The 19178-nt window shown below is 62.8% G+C and carries 15 protein-coding genes; 12 read left to right on the top strand and 3 right to left on the bottom strand.

The genetic code is table 11. The features are described from left to right. The first annotated feature begins 99 nt into the window (after window positions 1–99). From LU684_RS12035 to glpD, 4 genes are all read left to right on the top strand, one after another. Complete coding sequence (locus LU684_RS12035) at window positions 100–951, top strand: MIP/aquaporin family protein (protein WP_232894675.1); 852 nt, start codon at window positions 100–102, stop codon at window positions 949–951. 51 nt (window positions 952–1002) lie between these two features. Continuing rightward, complete coding sequence (gene glpK, locus LU684_RS12030; RefSeq protein ID WP_016488789.1) at window positions 1003–2502, top strand: glycerol kinase GlpK; 1500 nt, start codon at window positions 1003–1005, stop codon at window positions 2500–2502. A gap of 101 nt (window positions 2503–2603) precedes the next feature. After that, window positions 2604–3359 (top strand): DNA-binding transcriptional repressor GlpR, encoded by a 756-nt coding sequence (glpR, locus tag LU684_RS12025; RefSeq protein WP_016488790.1) that lies wholly within the window; start codon window positions 2604–2606, stop codon window positions 3357–3359. 274 nt (window positions 3360–3633) lie between these two features. After that, window positions 3634–5163, top strand: a complete 1530-nt coding sequence (gene glpD, locus LU684_RS12020) for a glycerol-3-phosphate dehydrogenase (protein WP_232894673.1) — start codon at window positions 3634–3636, stop codon at window positions 5161–5163. A gap of 37 nt (window positions 5164–5200) precedes the next feature. On the opposite strand, the gene LU684_RS12015 is transcribed toward glpD, so the two are convergent. Further along, window positions 5201–9328, bottom strand: coding sequence for an NEL-type E3 ubiquitin ligase domain-containing protein (locus tag LU684_RS12015; RefSeq protein ID WP_191086909.1), 4128 nt, complete (start codon window positions 9326–9328; stop codon window positions 5201–5203). A gap of 340 nt (window positions 9329–9668) precedes the next feature. Between LU684_RS12015 and LU684_RS12010 the strand changes: the two genes are divergently transcribed. The 7 genes from LU684_RS12010 (at window position 9669) to LU684_RS11980 (ending at window position 16538) form a co-directional block, all read left to right on the top strand. After that, window positions 9669–10586 (top strand): glutamate/aspartate ABC transporter substrate-binding protein, encoded by a 918-nt coding sequence (locus LU684_RS12010; RefSeq protein ID WP_016488793.1) that lies wholly within the window; start codon window positions 9669–9671, stop codon window positions 10584–10586. Window positions 10587–10728: 142 nt separating this feature from the next. Further along, on the top strand, window positions 10729–11475 hold the full coding sequence (locus LU684_RS12005) for an amino acid ABC transporter permease (RefSeq protein WP_016488794.1): 747 nt from the start codon (window positions 10729–10731) through the stop codon (window positions 11473–11475). Further along, a complete protein-coding gene (locus LU684_RS12000) occupies window positions 11476–12147 on the top strand; it encodes an amino acid ABC transporter permease (RefSeq protein ID WP_016488795.1) in 672 nt (223 codons plus the stop codon). Further along, window positions 12144–12878 carry an amino acid ABC transporter ATP-binding protein gene (locus LU684_RS11995; RefSeq protein ID WP_016488796.1) on the top strand — a complete coding sequence of 245 codons (735 nt, stop codon included), beginning with the start codon at window positions 12144–12146 and terminating at the stop codon, window positions 12876–12878. The genes LU684_RS12000 and LU684_RS11995 overlap by 4 nt, the downstream gene beginning before the upstream one ends. A gap of 69 nt (window positions 12879–12947) precedes the next feature. After that, window positions 12948–14852 carry a sensor histidine kinase gene (locus tag LU684_RS11990; protein ID WP_016488797.1) on the top strand — a complete coding sequence of 635 codons (1905 nt, stop codon included), beginning with the start codon at window positions 12948–12950 and terminating at the stop codon, window positions 14850–14852. Beyond that, window positions 14849–16177 carry a sigma-54-dependent transcriptional regulator gene (locus LU684_RS11985; protein ID WP_016488798.1) on the top strand — a complete coding sequence of 443 codons (1329 nt, stop codon included), beginning with the start codon at window positions 14849–14851 and terminating at the stop codon, window positions 16175–16177. The genes LU684_RS11990 and LU684_RS11985 overlap by 4 nt, the downstream gene beginning before the upstream one ends. 25 nt (window positions 16178–16202) lie before the next feature. Next, the gene (locus LU684_RS11980; protein WP_016488799.1) at window positions 16203–16538 is read left to right on the top strand and encodes a GlpM family protein; all 336 of its coding nucleotides are present in this window, start codon (window positions 16203–16205) and stop codon (window positions 16536–16538) included. Window positions 16539–16567: 29 nt separating this feature from the next. Here LU684_RS11980 and LU684_RS11975 read toward each other — a convergent pair whose 3' ends face one another. Further along, on the bottom strand, window positions 16568–17563 hold the full coding sequence (locus LU684_RS11975) for an alpha/beta fold hydrolase (RefSeq protein WP_016488800.1): 996 nt from the start codon (window positions 17561–17563) through the stop codon (window positions 16568–16570). A 196-nt stretch (window positions 17564–17759) separates the two neighbouring features. Here LU684_RS11975 and metR point away from each other — a divergent pair, with 196 nt between their 5' ends. After that, the gene (gene metR, locus LU684_RS11970) at window positions 17760–18677 is read left to right on the top strand and encodes a transcriptional regulator MetR (protein WP_016488801.1); all 918 of its coding nucleotides are present in this window, start codon (window positions 17760–17762) and stop codon (window positions 18675–18677) included. Here metR and LU684_RS11965 read toward each other — a convergent pair. Next, window positions 18661–19074: an NUDIX hydrolase gene (locus tag LU684_RS11965; RefSeq protein ID WP_023047129.1), complete on the bottom strand. Its 414-nt coding sequence runs from the start codon at window positions 19072–19074 to the stop codon at window positions 18661–18663. The two genes, metR and LU684_RS11965, sit on opposite strands and share 17 nt — an antisense overlap. Window positions 19075–19178: the final 104 nt, after the last annotated feature.

Here is a 19178-nt window from a genome sequence, read left to right as displayed (position 1 = left end):
AAGGTGCGTTTCCTGTATCTGCCCGGGGTCAATGGGGATCGACACCGGGCTTTGCTGTCGAGCGCCACGCGCCTCACAACAAAAAAAACGAGGTCATACATGACGACTGCTCTACGCCAACCCACGCTGTCCAGCCAGTGCCTGGCCGAGTTTCTCGGCACTGCCATGCTCATCTTCTTCGGCACCGGCTGTGTTGCCGCGCTCAAGGTCGCCGGCGCCAGTTTCGGCCTTTGGGAGATCAGCATCATCTGGGGCGTCGGCGTAAGCATGGCGATCTATCTCACGGCCGGCATTTCCGGCGCGCACCTGAACCCGGCGGTGAGCATCGCCCTCACCCTGTTCGCCGGTTTCGACAAGCGCAAGCTGCCCTTCTACATGCTGGCCCAGGTATGCGGCGCGTTCTGTGGCGCGGCGCTGGTCTACACCCTGTACAGCAATCTGTTCTTCGATTTCGAACAGGCCCATGCGATGTTGCGCGGTAGCGAAGCCAGCCTGGAGCTGGCCTCGGTGTTCTCCACCTACCCGCACCCGTCGCTGTCCACCGGCCAGGCGTTCCTGGTTGAAGTAGTCATCACTGCTATCCTGATGGCCGTGATCATGGCCCTGACTGACGACAACAACGGCCTGCCACGTGGCGCCATGGCCCCGCTGCTGATCGGCCTGCTGATCGCGGTGATCGGCAGCGCCATGGGCCCGCTGACCGGTTTTGCCATGAACCCTGCCCGCGATTTCGGGCCAAAACTCATGACCTTCCTGGCCGGTTGGGGTGAAATCGCCTTCACTGGCGGTCGGGACATACCGTATTTCCTGGTTCCGGTGTTCGCACCGATCCTTGGCGCCTGCCTGGGTGCCGCGACCTATCGCGGCCTGATTGCCCGCAACTTGCCAATGGCACCTGCCGCGAACCCTGAGACAAATGACAATCGCCAGGGCGATACTCAAGCCAATTGATGCCGGCAACACGCACAGCCCTGACCTCCTATTCTTGCAAGGCCTACGACCATGACAGACACCCAGGACAAGAACTACATCATCGCCCTGGACCAGGGCACCACCAGTTCGCGTGCCATCATTTTCGACCGCGACGCCAATGTGGTGGGCACCTCCCAGCGCGAGTTCGCCCAGCACTATCCGCAGGCGGGCTGGGTCGAGCACGACCCGATGGAAATCTTCGCCACGCAGAGCGCGACCATGGTCGAGGCCTTGGCACAGGCAGGCATCAGTCATGCCCAGGTCGCCGCAATCGGCATCACCAACCAACGCGAAACCACCGTGGTATGGGACAAGGAAACCGGCCGCCCGGTTTACAACGCCATCGTCTGGCAGTGCCGCCGCAGCACCGAGATCTGCGCCCAGCTCAAGCGTGACGGCCATGAAGACTACATTCGCGAAACCACCGGCCTGGTCACCGACCCATACTTCTCCGGCACCAAGCTGAAGTGGATCCTCGACAATGTCGAGGGCGCCCGCGAACGCGCCGAGCGTGGCGAACTGTTGTTCGGCACCATCGATACCTGGCTTATCTGGAAGTTCTCGGGCGGCAAGGTGCACGTCACCGACTACACCAATGCCTCGCGCACCTTGATGTTCAACATCCATAGCCTGCAGTGGGACGACAAGCTGCTGGAAATCCTCGGCATCCCGCGGCAGATGCTGCCCGAGGTTCGTTCTTCTTCCGAAGTGTATGGCCATACCAAAAGCGGGATTGCCATTGCCGGCATTGCGGGTGACCAGCAGTCGGCACTGTTCGGCCAGATGTGCGTGGAGCCGGGCCAGGCCAAGAACACCTACGGCACTGGCTGCTTCCTGCTGATGAACACCGGCGAACAGGCGGTCAAATCGTCCCACGGCCTGCTCACCACCATCGCCTGCGGCCCGCGCGGCGAGGTGGCCTATGCGCTGGAAGGCGCGGTGTTCAACGGTGGTTCCACCGTGCAGTGGCTGCGTGATGAGCTGAAGATCGTCAACGACGCCCTGGATACCGAGTACTTCGCCAGCAAGGTCAAGGACAGCAACGGCGTCTACCTGGTGCCGGCCTTCACTGGCCTGGGTGCACCGTACTGGGACCCCTATGCCCGTGGTGCGCTGTTCGGCCTGACCCGCGGCGTGAAGGTGGACCACATCATCCGCGCTGCACTGGAGTCGATCGCCTACCAGACCCGCGATGTGCTCGATGCCATGCAACAGGACTGCGGCCAGCGCCTGTCCGAGCTGCGTGTGGACGGTGGCGCGGTGGCCAACAACTTCCTCATGCAGTTCCAGGCCGATATTCTCGGAACGTGCGTAGAACGCCCGCAAATGCGCGAAACCACGGCCTTGGGCGCTGCCTACCTGGCCGGCCTGGCCTGCGGCTTCTGGAGCGGCCTGGACGAACTGCGCGACAAGGCGATCATCGAGCGCGAGTTCAGCCCGCAGCTGGATGAAACGCAGAAAGAGAAGCTGTACGCCGGCTGGAAGAAGGCCGTCGAACGCACCCGTGACTGGGAAGATCACGAGGCGTAAAGCACATGGGGGCCGCCATGCGGCCCCCATCGTCTACTGGCCGTCATCCCCTTCCTACGGCATCATTGCAGAATTTGTCCGGCTGCCCCAAAGGACCGCCCATGAATCTGCCACCCCGCCAACAACAAATCCTCGAACTGGTGCGCGAGCGCGGTTACGTCAGTATCGAAGAAATGGCGCAGCTGTTCGTCGTGACACCCCAGACCATCCGTCGTGATATCAACCAGCTTGCCGAACTCAACCTGCTTCGCCGTTACCACGGTGGCGCGGCGTATGACTCCAGTATCGAGAACACGGCCTACGCCATGCGTGCCGACCAGATGCGCGACGAAAAGCAGCGTATCGCCGACGCCGTGGCCCGGCAGATTCCTGACCATGCCTCGGTGTTCATCAACATCGGCACCACCACCGAATCCATCGCCCGCGCACTGCTCAACCACAATCACCTGAAGGTCATCACCAACAACTTGCACGTGGCGGCGATCCTGGCTGCCAAAGACGATTTCGAAGTGCTGGTGGCGGGTGGCACGGTGCGCCGCGACGGCGGTGTGGTCGGCCAGGCCAGTGTCGACTTCATCAACCAGTTCAAGGTGGATTTCGCCCTGGTGGGTATCAGCGGCATCGACGAGGACGGCAGCCTGCTCGACTTCGACTACCAGGAAGTGCGGGTATCCCAGGCGATCATCGCCAATGCCCGGCAAGTGATCCTTGCCGCGGACTCCAGCAAATTCGGACGCAACGCCATGGTGCGTCTGGGCTCGATCAGCTTGGTCGACTGCCTGGTGACTGACCAGGCGCCTACCCCTACCCTCACTCAGTTGCTGAACCAGTACAAGATCCGCCTCGAGGTGGTTTGAGGGCTGACGGGTGCTTGTCGCAACATTTTTGGCGCCTGTGAGATCGTGCGCCGCGCGGGCGGCGCTCGATCTCACAGGCGCCACAACTATTCCGGCATGCACCCGCCAACCTCAAACCATACCGCCGAAATTTTCGAAAATGTTCACTTTATTGTCATCTGATCAGTTTTTTCTATAAAGACTGACTGGCGACGGGCTTTCTGTTGCGCTAGTATTTTCGGAAACGAACATAAATGTTCATATTCGATGTGAACAGCCTCAGGAGGCCTTGCCCGTGTCCCAGCCCGTTTCGTCCCAGCCACCACTCGCTGACTGCTATGACCTCGCCGTGATCGGCGGTGGCATCAATGGCGTGGGCATCGCTGCCGACGCCGCCGGGCGCGGCTTGAAGGTGTTCCTTTGCGAAAAGGACGATCTGGCGCAGCACACCTCGTCGGCCAGCAGCAAGCTGATTCACGGTGGCTTGCGCTACTTGGAGCACTACGAGTTCCGCCTTGTGCGCGAAGCCTTGGCTGAACGCGAAGTGCTGCTGGCCAAGGCACCGCACATCGTCAAACCGATGCGTTTCGTTCTGCCCCATCGCCCACACCTGCGCCCGGCCTGGATGATTCGCGCCGGCCTGTTCCTGTATGACCACCTGGGCAAACGCAAGCGCCTGGGGCCCTCGCGCAGCCTGCGCTTTGGCCCGGGTTACCCGCTCAAGCCGGCGATCACCCGCGGCTTCGAATACGCCGACTGTGCAGTGGACGACGCGCGGCTGGTGGTGCTCAATGCCATGGCCGCCCGTGAGCATGGCGCGCACATCCATACCCGCACCCGCTGCCTGCGCGCAGAGCGCGTAGACGGCGTATGGCAGGTCGAATTGCAGCATGCCGATGGCACCCTGCAGAGCATTCGTGCTCGCGCCCTGGTCAACGCCGCCGGCCCATGGGTCGCCAGTTTCATCAAGGACGACCTCAAGCTCGATGCGCCGTACGGCATCCGCCTGATTCAGGGCAGCCACATCATCGTGCCGCGCCTGTACGAAGGGGAACATGCCTTCATCCTGCAGAACGAAGACCAGCGCATTGTCTTCTGTATCCCTTACCTGGACCGGTTCACCCTGATAGGCACCACGGACCGCGAGTACAGCGGCGACCCTGCCAAGGTGGCGATCACCGAACAGGAAACCGACTACCTGTTGAAAGTGGTCAACGCGCACTTCAATCATCAACTCAGCCACGGTGATATCCTGCACACCTACTCCGGCGTGCGCCCGCTGTGCAACGATGAATCCGACAACCCGTCTGCCGTCACACGTGACTACACCCTCGCGCTTAGCGCAGCGTCTGGCGAGGCGCCATTGCTGTCGGTGTTTGGCGGCAAGCTGACCACCTATCGCAAGCTGGCGGAGTCGGCCATGAGCGAACTCAAGCCGTTCTTCAGCCAGATGGGCAAAAGCTGGACTGCCGACGCACCATTGCCCGGCGGTGAAGACATGAGCACGCCCCAGGCATTGGTCGAAGCGCTGCTGGCACGGCATCAATGGCTGGCAGTGGATATCGCCAAACGCTGGGCGGTGACCTATGGCAGCCGCACCTGGCAACTGCTGGACGGCGCACAGGGCCCGGAAGACCTGGGCCAGGCCATGGGGGGTGGCTTGTTCACCCGCGAAGTCGACTACCTGCGTGCGACCGAGTGGGCCGTCACCCCTCAGGACATCCTGTGGCGGCGCAGCAAACTTGGCCTGTTCACCAGCCCCAGCGAGCAGGGGGCACTGGCCGATTACCTGGCTCAAGGCGACGCCCGCAGCAACGCCGCCTGAACCGCCCGGGCGACCGCCAGCCGGTCGCCCCCTCCCCTTAGGCTTCCCGCTGGTACGCCTCACGGGCCAATTCCAGGTACAGTTCGCGCTCTTGGGCATTGAGCGACTCCATCAACGCAGCGGCGCGCTCCAGATAGCGCTGCTCGCCCGCTTCTGCGACCTCGCGCTCGGCCTGCTCCAACTGTTCATGAAAGGGAGCAGCCAGCGCTTCGAAGCGCTCCAGGTAACGGGTACGCACATGCTCTTGCCAGAAATCGCGCTCCGCCAGTGCGCGGCTGAGCACCTCGATGTTCTCTCCAGCCAGCACTTCAGCGCCCGCACGCCGTACCTGGGTTGCCGTCACACGGCTGTGTTCGGGGTAATTCATGTGCCCAGGTTGCGCTGGCAGCCCAAGCCGCTCAGCCAGGTTGACGCGGTAGGCGAGGTAAACCTCGATATCATCCACGGCAGCGTAAGGGTCACGGCGCAGCTCCTGAATATGCCGGGCGGCGATGCTGTCCACCTGATCCAGGCGATACAGGGAACGCCCCAGGGGCAGCAATGCCTGTTCGGCCTGGATGGCAGAACCGTTACCGGGCGAACTCAGGGCAATGTGGGCCCTGACTTCCAGCTGACTGAGAATCAGCAGCAGCCGGTCCTCACAGGTCCGGCGCCCTTGGGTCTGCCAGAACACGGCTTCGCGTACGTCGGTGTTGTCGGTACACAGCTCCAGAATCCGCCATACCCTTGCTCGGTAATAGCGCGGGTGTTCGATGAAGTCGTCAGAGCCGGCGAAATCTGCCAGAAAACGAAACAGGTCTGCCGACTGCGGCTCCTCGGCCAGCTGGGTCCAGATCTGCATGCGCCGGGTGCGTACCGCCTCGCTTGCACTTCCCAGCCATTCCTCAAACGTGCCGACATCGGCAATGGCATGATGATAGGAGCTGCTGCGGTTGACCGGCGAATCGCTGAGGCTACTGGCAATCGACGCCTCGCTCGCTTCGTCCAGAGGGTTGTCATGCAGCGACAGGCGTTGCAGACGGGCGCCCAGTGTACGCAGATGCCCGGTGACCTGGCGGATCTGGTTTTCCCGCATGTCCACCAGGCCACGCCACGGCATCGCAGCTTCATCGGGCAAGGTTTGCAGCCCGGTTGCGCGCAGCGATACCTCACGCAAGTGGCGCAAGCTTGAAAGGTCAGGCACCTGACCCAACGGGTTGTAGTTCAGGTCGAGCACCTGGAGTGACGTGAGGCTGGCCAGCCTTTGGCTGCCTGGGGTATCGACGATGATCTGGTTACCCGCCAGATGCAGGCTGCGCAGGCCGGTAAACTGCTCCAGGCCAACCGGCAAACGGGTCAACTGGTTGTTGCGCAAGTCGAGTTCGCGAAGGTGAGTGAACCTGCGCAGAAAATCCTCTTCGATCTGCTCAAGGGCCATATTGCGCAACGTCAGGCGCCGAACATGGCCAAAGTCGATGTCCGCCGGCAAGCTCGGCAGGCTGCCCACTTCTTCGCCGTCGATATGCAGTGAAAAATCGTCACCGGCGAGGCCAGCGGTCTTGCGCCGCCAGGTCCGCCGTATCTGGTTGGCCACACGTTGCCTGCGCAGCCCGTCCATGAAGCTCACGCGCTGGCGTTGCCAGGTGTCCAGCGCCTCGCGCAAACTGTGCAGCTGCCGCTGAAGCTGGCTGAGGTGGTCCCACAGGCCAACCCCGCGGTCCGCAAGATTGCGCAGATAAGCGTCCAGCTGTGCGTCAGTCAAGGTCGGGAAAATGTCATGGATGCCGCTACGGATTGCCCGCCGGCTGCTTTCGCCCCCTCCACTGAGTGCATAACCGACGCGGCTGTCGATTCGCAGCGGCGGACGATAGCGTTCTGCAATAGGCGTCAGCCCCATCAACTTCGCCGTTCTTTCCCGATCCGCACTGGCCAGACGCGCAATCCGGTCGCCGAGTTCATGCGCCGTGAGCTGGCTTGCGCCAAGCATGGCCTGCTGCCCCGCGTCCAGCGTGTGGATCAGGCATGGCAGAAAGCCCTGGCCCAGTACCGGGGCGCGGGCATCGGCCAATTGATAACCCTGTTCGGTGTGGATGATGGTTCTGATATCAGTTGCGTTGACGTCCCCGCTGGCGGTTACCAGACGCCCCCCCGCCTCACCCAGGCGCAACTCGATACGCATCGAAGCCGGCCAAGGGGCCCGATGAGCAATCCATCCCAGTATCACACGCTGGGTATCGGCATTTACCGCTCCTTCGTGCTCGAATCCCATCAACGCACGGTCCACCCGGCTCTCGCGCAAGAACCAGCGGGCACGCTCGGCCAAGACCAGCGGCACCCGGCCACTGTCCAGCAATGCCTTGATCTGTGCCCCACTGGCCAAGGCAAGGATCTCTTCGGCGCCACGCACCGACAAGCCGGGGAAGACCTTGATCAGCGAAGCCCCCGCAACCGATGCCTTATCTTGCCCGGCGGCCAGCTCTCGTTCGAATGCGCGCCCCTGCAGATGAGGCTCCGACGCATGGAGCTCGTAGCGTTCATGGGCATCGCGCAGGCGCGCAGGGCCGGGCTGACCTTGCAGGTGCAAATGGCGCAACTGCTCGTGATCCAGGCCGGTGATACGCAGGAGCGTTTCAGCCTGTTGGTCAGGGATTTGCGCCAGGGCGCCGTCAAACCTGCGCATCAGCGCACCACCACCCTCCAGGTAATGAGCAGAAGGCGGCCAGTGCGCCAGCCTGGCCCGGCCCTCGCCCTCGTGTAGGGGCCTCAACGCATCGACAAAGGGCACACGTTCGAGCACACGGCTTACGCCCACATGCACAGCGCCCACCACGGCGCCGGCCGCCAGGTTCTGCGCCACGCCCATGAGGTGATCGAGCGCCCCCTGACGGTCGCCGAGGCGCCAGTCCTCATAGCCTTTGTACACCTCGCTGACCACATCCACCGCTGCCACGGCGAACATCACCTCGCCCAGTACCGGAATGAACAGTGCCGCCAGATTCAGTGTATCGAGCCCTGCACTCTTGAGGACCTCCAGCCGCTCATGGCGCTCGATAGCGGCCTCGTCAGCGGTCGGCACCGCCAGGATTCTTGCATCATCGAGCATCTTGTCTACCTGCAAGCCACGCAGGTAGGCAAAAAGCGGTGTCTCGATGGCGAAATGCCGTCCATCCAGAACCGCGGGTGCCTGCGCACTGCTCGCCGCGATCAAGCGCTCAAGGGTTGCCGTGAAGGTCGGCCTGTCCCGTTCGCTGATGAAGCGACTGAAAAACCAGCGGTAGTGGGGCGCGCGCATGCGCTTGGCCAGCCACAGGTAAAAAGCCTCCCAGGAAGCGTGCTTGGCCACCGCTCGCTGCGGGTCCAGGGGGATCCAGCTGACGATGCCTTCCAGCGGCCCGTCGGCGTGTTCGCGCAACTCCAGCGTGACCACCCCATGGATACGCTTGCCCAGCAGGTACAACTGACGCGGTGTGACAACGCCAGTGACCGCAGGCACGACAGGTTTGGCGGCGAACACAGGCAACAAGCGCAGGTAGTCGACCTCGTCCAGCTCGGACTTGATGCGGGCCATGCGCACCGCAACATCCATCTTCGCCCGCAAGCTCTCTTCAAGCATGCGCTGCACCGCTTCCCGGGCCAGGTTTTCAGGCGCTGGCGGCCGGCTTTTCGGGAACAGCTGGGCGCGCAACTTTTGCTGGTACTGCCCACCGATATCGAGTTTCCGGCAGCAGCGGGCAAACGCCTCATAGGTCAGCGCCAGCTTGCTCCCCTGCGCGTCCTGCAGGTGGGCACGCCGCATGAATGACGGCACGGTATCGGCTTCGTGGAAGTTGTGCAGCGCGGCCGTGAGTAAAGGTTGCACGCTGTAGAGCGTGCGCCAAGGCGTATGCAGGCGTGGCGCAGCGCTGGGCATCGGCACATCATCCTCGATGTACACCCGCATGCTGCGCACATCGACGTCGGCCAGCCCCTCGGCGCGCAATGCCGGCTCGAGCACCTGTGTGGCAAAGGCCTCCAGGCTGGGTATGCTGGCCAGCGTTTCCTTTACACGTTCGGCTGCTGCCTGCTGAGTGCGCAGCGCCCGGTGCAAGGTCAACAGAAGGTCGGCATCGGCCGTTTTCAACCAATCCGCCATCTGGCGGGCAATGAAGGCGTCGACGGAATCAGAAGGTATCGGGATCACGGACACGGCAGGAGCTCCACAAGATGAAGCTGCAAGCTCAACAGCTCGCCTTAAGTGGCGGGTGTTACTTAATGCTGGCGCACCGCGGTCAGAGCGCCGGCATTCGTTCGGATAGCCGAACGCGATACCGCCCCTCGTTCGGTAATCCGACAACAGAAGAATGCTCAAAAACCTTCATACAGGGTTCATGCCCAGGCTTTGCGCGGGGTTATGATCATTGGCAGGGCTTGGCACGACTCATGCTCTACACTTGGTAGCCGAATGCACTCGCTTCTTGCTGTATTCGTTGAACGAAAGAGTCCGCCAACGGCTCCATAAAAAAAACAAACACGTCGAGGAAAATTTGATGCGTATCGTTCGTCAATTGCTGGGCGCCGCCATCGCGGCCGCTGTGATCGCTTCGCCGGCCATGGCCGAAGAACTGACTGGCACCCTGAAGAAGATCAAGGAATCGGGCACCATCACCCTGGGCCACCGCGACTCCTCCATCCCGTTTTCCTACCTGGCCGGCAAACCCGAGCCCGTGGGCTACTCGCATGACATCCAGCTGGCTGTCGTCGACGCCCTGAAGAAGCAACTGGGTACGGACATCAAGGTCCGTTACAACCTGGTCACCTCCCAGACCCGCATCCCGCTGGTGCAGAACGGCACCGTCGACCTTGAGTGCGGCTCCACCACCAACAACGTCGAGCGCCAGCAACAAGTCGGCTTCTCGGTCGGCATTTTCGAAGTCGGTACCCGCCTGTTGACCAAGGTCAAGGACGGTCAACCTGCATACAAAGACTTCCCGGACCTGGCCGGCAAGAACGTGGTGACCACCGCCGGTACCACCTCCGAGCGCATCCTCAAGGCGATGAACGCCGACAAGCAAATGAAGATGAACGTGATTTCCGCCAAGGACCACGGTGAAGCCTTCAACATGCTCGAAAGCGGCCGCGCCGTGGCCTTCATGATGGACGATGCGCTGCTGGCCGGTGAAATGGCCAAGGCACGCAAGCCATCCGACTGGGTCATCACCGGTACCCCGCAGTCGTACGAAATTTACGGCTGCATGGTGCGCAAGGAAGATGAGGCGTTCAAGAAAGCGGTCGACGACGCCATCGTGGGCTACTTCAAATCGGGCGAAGTCAACAAGAGCTACGACAAGTGGTTCAATCAGCCGATCCCGCCTAAAGGCCTGAACCTGCAGTTCCCGATGAGCGACGAGCTGAAAAAGCTGATCGCCGAGCCGACCGACAAGGCTGCGGACGAGAAGAAGTCCTGATCCTCAGATAGTGGCCTGGTGCTCAACAGCACGAATCAATTCTGCAGGCCACTCATTAGTGTCTAACCTTTCATCCGAGGGCGCCAAGCGCCCCCGGATGCTCGAAGGTGCCCGTGAAACAACCGTCTGAGGGGAAATCCCGATGAATTACAACTGGGACTGGGGCGTGTTCTTCAAGTCCACCGGCGTGGGCAGCGAAACCTATCTGGACTGGTACATCACCGGCCTGGGCTGGACCATCGCCATCGCCATCACCGCCTGGATCATTGCGCTGCTGCTGGGGTCACTCCTCGGTGTCATGCGTACCGTGCCGAACCGTCTGGTATCGGGCATCGCTACCGCCTATGTGGAACTGTTCCGCAACGTGCCACTGCTGGTGCAGCTGTTCATCTGGTACTTCCTGGTGCCGGACCTGCTGCCGGAAGGCTTGCAGGAATGGTTCAAGCAGGACCTCAACCCGACTACCTCGGCGCTGATCAGCGTGGTCGTCTGCCTGGGCCTGTTCACCGCCGCCCGCGTCTGTGAACAGGTACGTACCGGTATCCAGGCGCTGCCCAAAGGCCAGGAAGCCGCCGCACGCGCCATGGGCTTCAGCCTCCCACAGATCTACAACAATGTGCTGCTGCCGCAGGCTTACCGGATCATCATTCCGCCGCTCACCTCCGAGTTCCTCAACGTCTTCAAGAACTCCTCGGTGGCATCGCTGATCGGCCTGATGGAACTGCTGGCGCAAACCAAGCAGACCGCCGAGTTCTCCGCCAACCTCTTCGAGGCGTTCACCCTGGCCACGCTGATCTACTTCACCCTGAACATGGGCCTGATGCTGCTGATGCGCATGGTCGAGAAGAAAGTCGCCGTGCCTGGCCTGATTTCCGTGGGAGGCAAGTAAATGGACATGGATTTCAGCGAAATCATCCCGGCCCTGCCAGCCCTCTGGGAAGGTATGGTCATGACCCTGCAGCTGATGGTCATGGGCGTTGTCGGCGGTATCGCACTGGGCACCATCCTGGCGCTGATGCGCCTGTCGTCGAGCAAGCTGCTGTCACGTGTGGCAGGTGCCTACGTCAACTACTTCCGCTCGATCCCGCTGCTGCTGGTGATCACCTGGTTCTACCTGGCGGTGCCGTTCGTGCTGCGGTGGATTACCGGCGAAGACACGCCAGTGGGTGCGTTCACCTCTTGCGTGGTAGCCTTCATGATGTTCGAGGCGGCGTACTTCTGCGAGATCGTGCGTGCCGGCGTGCAGTCGATTTCCAAAGGCCAGATGGGCGCCGCGCAAGCGCTGGGCATGAACTACGCGCAGACCATGCGCCTGATCATCCTGCCCCAGGCCTTCCGCAAGATGACCCCGTTGCTGCTGCAACAGAGCATCATCCTCTTCCAGGACACCTCGCTGGTATACACCGTGGGCCTGGTGGACTTCCTCAACTCGGCACGTTCCAACGGCGATATCATCGGGCGCTCCCATGAGTTCCTGATCTTCGCCGGCGTCGTCTACTTCATCATCAGCTTCTCCGCTTCGTGGCTGGTCAAGCGCCTGCAAAAAAGGATCACCGTATGATTTCCATCAAGAACGTCAACAAGTGGTACGGCGACTTCCAGGTACTGACCGATTGCAGCACCGAGGTCAAGAAAGGTGAGGTGGTGGTAGTCTGCGGCCCGTCGGGCTCGGGCAAGTCCACCCTGATCAAGTGCGTCAACGCGCTGGAGCCGTTCCAGAAGGGCGACATCGTGGTCGACGGCACGTCGATCTCCGACCCGAAGACCAACCTGCCGAAGCTGCGTTCGCGGGTGGGCATGGTGTTCCAGCACTTCGAACTGTTCCCGCACCTGACCATCACCGAGAACCTGACCATTGCGCAGCGCAAGGTGCTGGGCCGCAGCGAGGCAGAAGCCACCCAAAAGGGCCTGGCCCTGCTCGACCGTGTAGGGCTCAGCGCCCACGCCAAGAAGCACCCCGGCCAACTCTCCGGCGGGCAGCAGCAACGCGTGGCCATCGCCCGCGCCTTGGCAATGGACCCGGTCGTCATGCTGTTCGACGAACCCACCTCGGCACTGGACCCGGAAATGGTCAGCGAGGTGCTGGACGTGATGGTGCAACTGGCCCACGAAGGCATGACCATGATGTGCGTGACCCACGAGATGGGCTTTGCCCGCAAGGTCGCCAACCGGGTCATCTTCATGGACAAGGGCAGCATCATCGAAGACTGCACCAAGGAAGAGTTCTTCGGCGATCAGAGTGCCCGCGACCAGCGCACCCAGCACTTCCTCAGCAAGATCCTGCAGCACTAATCCGGCCACTGCATCCGCTGCCACGGGACCCACCGGGCAGCGGATGCTGGTCGTGACAAGGCCACTGTGATGAAATGCGACCCCTCGCTACTGCTCCCTGCCAAGCCTGCCGTGAATTCCCGCCTGATCCGACAATTGCTGTTACCGCCACTGATCATTCTGCTGATGGTCGGCCTGGGAATGGCTGGCTACCTGATCAGCGAGAGCAACGGCATCCGCACCCTCAGCGAAAACGGCGAGCGCCAGCTGGAGCTGCACGCGCGTACGGTCGAAAGCGAAATCAGCAAATATACCTACCTGCCCAGCCTGCTCGAGCTGGAAGACAGCGTTTCACACCTGCTCACCGAGCCGGACGGCGGCTCGCGCCAAACGGTCAATGAATACCTTGAGGGGCTAAATCGGCGCAGCCGCAGCCGCGCCATCTTCGTCCTCGACACCAATGGCCGGGTACAGGCCACCAGCAACTGGCGCGACGCCGACTCGTTTCTCGGTGAAGACCTGTCGTTCCGCGCCTACTTTCAGACGGCTGTGCGCGGCGAACCCGGGCGTTTCTACGGCATCGGCAGTACCACGGGCGAAGCCGGCTATTACCTGGCCCATGGGCTTGAAGAACACGGCAAGATCATTGGCGTGGCGGTGATCAAGGTGCGTCTGGATACGCTCGAGGAGCGCTGGCAGCGTGCCCGCCTGGAGGCATTCGTCAGCGACGAGAACGGCATCATCATCCTCTCCAGTGACCCGGCCCGACGCCTGAAGTCGGTGCGCCCGCTGACCCCGCAAATCAAGGAGCGCCTGGCGCGCAGCCTGCAATACTACTGGTGGCCGCTCAACGAACTGCAGCCACTGGCCCGGGAAACCCTGGCCGATGGCGTGGAAAAGCTGACCTTTCCGGCCAACAGTGAAACCGCGCACGGCAAGCAGCACGAAGTCGCCTACCTGGCCCAGACCCGGCGCCTGGCCGATACACCCTGGCACTTCACCCTGCTGACCCCGCTGCAGGACCTGCGCCGCGAATCCATGGTGCAGGGCGTCCTGGTGGGCGTAGCCTTTGCCTTGCTGGCCATACTCGGCATCGCCTGGAACGAGCGGCGCAAGGTCATTGCCACCCGCCTGGCGGCCCGCGAAGCACTTGAGGCAGCCAACAACCAGCTGGAGCGACGCATTGCCGAACGCACGGCAGACCTGCGCGCCAGCAACGAACGCCTGAAAGGCCAGATTCGCGAGCGCAGGCATGCCGAGCAGACCCTGCGCCACGCCCAGGATGAGCTGGTGCAGGCTGGCAAGCTGGCCGCCATCGGGCAGATGTCCACCAGCATTGCCCATGAACTGAACCAGCCGCTGGCCGCGCTGCGCACGTTGTCTGGCAACACCGTGCGCTTCCTCGAACGCGGGGCGCTGGAAACGGCCAGTACCAACCTGCGTACCATGAACGACCTGATCGACCGCATGGGGCGCATCACCGCCAGCCTGCGCTCGTTCGCCCGGCGCAGTGACGACAGCGGCCAGGCCTCACTGGCCAAGGCGGTAGAGGCCACCTTGCAGGTGTTGGCCAACCGCATCAGCGCCTGCCATTTGCAGTTGCATCACCAGTTCGAGGACCAGCAACTGGCCATCGACCAGACCCGCCTGGAGCAGATTCTGGTCAACCTGATCGGCAACGCCCTCGATGCCATGGCCGCACAACCGTTGCCCGAGCTGTGGCTGGAAGGCGAGCTGCAGGGTGACAAGTACCGCTTGCAGGTGCGCGACAATGGCCACGGCATCGACGCTGAGGCGCGCAAGCACCTGTTCGAACCTTTCTTCACCACCAAACCGGGCGAACATGGCCTGGGCCTGGGTCTGACCCTGTCGGCGAGCCTTGCTGCCGCCGCCAAGGGCAGCCTCAATGTCGAGCACCCCGCCACTGGCGGCACGGCCTTCGTCCTGGCCCTGCCCCTGGTCACCCCTCCTAGCGAACCGGCAGAGCAACCATGAACCAAGCGCCACTTACCGTCCTGATCGTTGAAGACGACCCGCATGTGCTGCTCGGCTGCCAGCAGGCACTGGCCCTGGAGGACATCGCCTGCGAGGGCGTGGGCAGCGCCGAGCAAGCGCTGGAACGCATCGGCGACGATTTCGCCGGCATCGTCGTCAGCGATATCCGCCTGCCGGGCATCGATGGCCTGGAACTGCTCAACCGCCTGAAGGCCCGTGACCGCAGCCTGCCGGTGGTGTTGATTACCGGTCACGGTGACATCGACATGGCGGTCGGTGCCATGCGCAATGGCGCCTACGACTTCATGGAAAAACCGTTCTCCCCCGAACGCCTGGTCGACGTGGTGCGCCGCGCCCTCGAACATCGCGGGCTGTCACGCGAGGTGGTGGCCCTGCGCCGTCAACTGGCCGAGCAGAGCAGCCTGGAGGGACGCATCATTGGTCGTTCGCCGGCCATGGAACACTTGCGCGAACTGATCGCCAACGTCGCCGATACCTCGGCCAACGTGCTGATCGAAGGCGAGACCGGTACCGGCAAGGAGCTGGTCGCCCGCTGCCTGCACGATTTCAGCCGGCGCCAGGGCCAGCCCTTTGTAGCGCTGAACTGTGGCGGCCTGCCGGAAAACCTGTTCGAGAGCGAGATTTTCGGCCACGAGGCCAACGCCTTCACTGGCGCCGGCAAACGCCGTATCGGCAAGATCGAACACGCCAACGGAGGCACGCTGTTCCTCGATGAAGTGGAAAGCATGCCGATCAACCTGCAGATCAAGCTGCTGCGCGTACTGCAGGAACGCACGCTGGAGCGGCTGGGCTCGAACCAGAGCATCCCGGTGGACTGCCGGGTGATTGCAGCGACCAAGGCCGACCTCGATAGCATGGGCCAGAGCGGCCAGTTCCGCAGCGACCTGTACTACCGGCTGAACGTGGTAACCCTGGAGCTGCCTCCCCTGCGCGAGCGCCGTGAAGACATCACGCAGTTGTTCGAACACTTCCTCCAGCAGTCAGCCCTGCGCTTCGACCGTGAAGCACCGATGCTGGACAGCCAGATCCTGTCACGCCTGATGGCCCACGACTGGCCGGGCAACGTGCGCGAGTTGCGCAACGTGGCCGAACGCTATGCCCTGGGCCTGCCGGCGTTCAAAAAGGGCCCCAGCGGCGGTGCCAGCCAGGGCCTGGGCTTTGCCGAGGCAGTGGAAGCGTTCGAGCGCAACCTGCTCAGCGATGCACTGCAACGCACGGGCGGCAACCTGAGCCAGGCCAGCCAGGAGCTGGGCATGGCCAAGACCACGCTGTTCGACAAAGTGAAAAAGTACGGCCTCGGCTGACCTCAACCCAAACTGGAAAGAAAACGTGGACCTGGTATTCAAAGCTGCGCTCGGTGCTGGCGTGGTGCTGCTGCTGGCGGTGCTGTCGAAAACGCGCAACTACTACATCGCAGGGCTGGTGCCGCTGTTTCCCACCTTTGCCCTGATTGCCCACTACATCGTTGGCAAGGGGCGCAGCATTGCCGACTTGAAGGCCACCATCCTGTTCGGCATGTGGTCGATCATTCCCTATTTCGTGTACCTGGCAACCCTGTATGTGCTGGTCGACCGCCTGCGCCTGGAGACGTCGATGGCCCTGGCCACGGTAGCGTGGCTGATGGCCGCGACCGTGCTGGTGACCTTGTGGGTGCGGATGCACTGATCAAAATGCGCGCTGGCTGCTTCGCGGAGTCAGAGCCCGGCGATGTGCGTGACCTCTTGCCTGTGCGCCTGCAAATAAGGCAATACCGCCCCCAGCAGCGGCGCCTTGAACGGCTCCTGAAAGCGGTGCGCCAACCCAGGTATCAGGCGCAACTGGCTGCCCTGGATATGCGCCGCCAGGTGCACGCCGTGCATCACCGGCAACAACGGGTCGGCCGTGCCATGCACCACCAGCGTCGGCACACGAAGCTGGTTCAAAAGCTCGACGCGGCTGGGCTCGGCCAGTATCGCCATGATCTGGCGCTTGGCCCCGTCCGGGTTGAACGCCCGGTCATAGGCGACCGCCGCCTGGCGCAGCAATACCGCGCGGTCGTCCCGCACCTCGGGGCTGCCTAAAGCCGCCAGCAGGTCGGCCTGCTGCTCGATGGCCACTTCGCGGTTCGGCGCGCTACGCCGGGCCAGCAGTTGCACCAGCGCCGGGGCCGGCGCAGGCAGCCCCGCTGCCCCTGAACTGGACATGACCAATGTCAGGCTGCGCACGCGCTCGGGGGCCATGGCTGCCAGATGCTGGGCGATCATGCCGCCCATGCTCACGCCCAAGACATGAAACTGGCGTACACCCAATGCGTCCATCAGGCGCAAACCGTCATCGGCCATATCCGTCAGGGTATAGGGCGCCGCCACCGGCAGGCCCAGCTTGTAACGCAACAGCTCGACCGTCAGGTTGGCCGACGGTGGCACCTGGTTCCAGCGTGACAGGCCGACATCGCGGTTGTCATAGCGGATCACCCGAAAGCCTTGGCGGCACAGGGCCTCGACCACATCGTCCGGCCAATGAATCAGCTGCCCGCCCAGGCCCATCACCAGCAGCAAGGCCGGGTCACGCTGCGCCCCGACGCTCTGGTACACCAGGCTGACGGCGCCCAGCTCGGCACGCTGCACCGGCACATGGGCGTCACAATGCTGTTCGGCGAAACTCGCCGGTACGCTGAACATGAAGAAAAGAAAAAGCCAAAAAGCCCGCATGAAAGAAACACCAGAATGCAGATCCCCAGTAGAGCGCGAGTCTGATGAATTCTGTTCGAGCGCGCTGCCACAGTTCGGTGACAGTTTCATGACTCCCGCCAGGCGGTGCATCCAAATGCCCAGTCGACAGCCGCGCCAACATGAGGGAAACTCAACTCACCCCCTGTTTCTTTAAATTTCAACCCCGGAGTCAGCAGTGCTGGAGATCCGCCACCTGAAAACCCTTCATGCCCTGCGCGAAGCCGACAGCCTGGTGGAGGCCGCCGAGCGCCTGCACCTGACCCAGTCGGCGCTATCGCACCAGTTCAAGGAACTGGAAGAACGCCTGGGCCTGCCCCTGTTCGTGCGCAAGACCAAGCCGATCCGCTTCACCAGTGCCGGGCTTCGCCTGCTGCAACTGGCCGATGCCACCCTGCCGCTGCTGCGCGGCGCCGAGCGCGACATCGCGCGCCTGGCCGGCGGCACTGCCGGGCGCCTGCACATGGCCATCGAATGCCATAGCTGCTTCCAGTGGCTGATGCCAACCATCGACCAGTTCCGCGACGCCTGGCCGGAGGTGGAGCTGGACCTGGCCTCCGGCTTTGCCTTCGCCCCATTGCCGGCCCTGGCCCGCGGCGACCTGGACCTGGTGGTGACCTCCGACCCGGTGGACCTGGCAGGCATCACGTATGTGCCACTGTTCACCTATGAGGCAATGCTGGCGGTGGCCAACCAGCACCCGCTGGCCAGCAAGCCTTACATGGTGCCGCAAGATCTGCTCGACCAGACGCTGATCACCTACCCGGTGGAGCGCGACCGCCTGGACATCTTCACCCGCTTCCTGGAGCCGGCCGACATCGAGCCGGCCGCCGTACGCACCTCGGAGCTGACGGTAATGATGATGCAGCTGGTAGCCAGCGGCCGCGGGGTATGCGGCATGCCGCACTGGGCACTGCACGAGTACAGCTCGCGCGGCTATGTGAAGGGCAAACGCCTGGGTGAGAAAGGCCTGTTCGCCACCCTTTATGCGGCCGTGCGCACCGACATGCTCGATGCGCCTTACATGCGCGACTTTTTGCTGACCGCCAAAGACACCTCGTTCGCCACCCTCGATGGGGTCAGCGCGGTGCGTTGAGCGCCTGGCGGTACAGCGGCAGGATCAGGTCGCGGGTCAGCGGCGCCAGTGGCATGACGGGCGCCTGGTCAGCGGCCAGCCAGACAACCTCTTCGATCTCCGCAGCCGGGACCACGGCTGCGGCGCTGTCGACACGAAACAACTCGGCCTGCACTTCGAAGCCAGGCTCGTTGGCGGCTGGGGCACTGAACTGGCCCAGGTGCACGGCCTGGGCCGGGTCGATGTGCAAGCCCAGCTCCTCGTTCAACTCGCGCACCAGTGCCTGCACCGGCGTTTCACCGGCATCGATCTTGCCGCCTGGCTGCATGAAAGCCCCGGTGCCGCGCTTGCGCACCAGCAGGGTTCGGCCCTGAGGGTCGATCAGCAGGGCGGCGGCGATGCGGATTATGTTCGGCATGGATCAGCTCACTCAAGAAATCAAAGAAGGTATCGCCTGCGCTGGCCGGCGATAGGGCCAGCGCAGGCAACATAGCATCCGCGACGAACGGCCCCTTGCCAACC

The sequence above is a fragment of the Pseudomonas sp. NMI542_15 genome (assembly GCF_021283425.1).
GTDB lineage: Bacteria > Pseudomonadota > Gammaproteobacteria > Pseudomonadales > Pseudomonadaceae > Aquipseudomonas > Aquipseudomonas fortuita.
The sequence above is the reverse complement of the archived record's forward strand: the minus strand, read 5'-3'. Positions and strand labels throughout refer to the sequence as shown.

Coding starts and splice junctions, on each gene's coding strand:
- glpK (WP_016488789.1), top strand. CDS start 1,003: ATGACAGACACCCAGGACAAGAACTACATCATCGCCCTGGACCAGGGC.
- LU684_RS12035 (WP_232894675.1), top strand. CDS start 100: ATGACGACTGCTCTACGCCAACCCACGCTGTCCAGCCAGTGCCTGGCC.
- LU684_RS11975 (WP_016488800.1), bottom strand. CDS start 17,563: ATGCGGGCTTTTTGGCTTTTTCTTTTCTTCATGTTCAGCGTACCGGCG.
- LU684_RS12005 (WP_016488794.1), top strand. CDS start 10,729: ATGAATTACAACTGGGACTGGGGCGTGTTCTTCAAGTCCACCGGCGTG.
- LU684_RS11985 (WP_016488798.1), top strand. CDS start 14,849: ATGAACCAAGCGCCACTTACCGTCCTGATCGTTGAAGACGACCCGCAT.
- LU684_RS11965 (WP_023047129.1), bottom strand. CDS start 19,074: ATGCCGAACATAATCCGCATCGCCGCCGCCCTGCTGATCGACCCTCAG.
- LU684_RS11995 (WP_016488796.1), top strand. CDS start 12,144: ATGATTTCCATCAAGAACGTCAACAAGTGGTACGGCGACTTCCAGGTA.
- LU684_RS11990 (WP_016488797.1), top strand. CDS start 12,948: ATGAAATGCGACCCCTCGCTACTGCTCCCTGCCAAGCCTGCCGTGAAT.
- LU684_RS12000 (WP_016488795.1), top strand. CDS start 11,476: ATGGACATGGATTTCAGCGAAATCATCCCGGCCCTGCCAGCCCTCTGG.
- glpR (WP_016488790.1), top strand. CDS start 2,604: ATGAATCTGCCACCCCGCCAACAACAAATCCTCGAACTGGTGCGCGAG.
- LU684_RS12010 (WP_016488793.1), top strand. CDS start 9,669: ATGCGTATCGTTCGTCAATTGCTGGGCGCCGCCATCGCGGCCGCTGTG.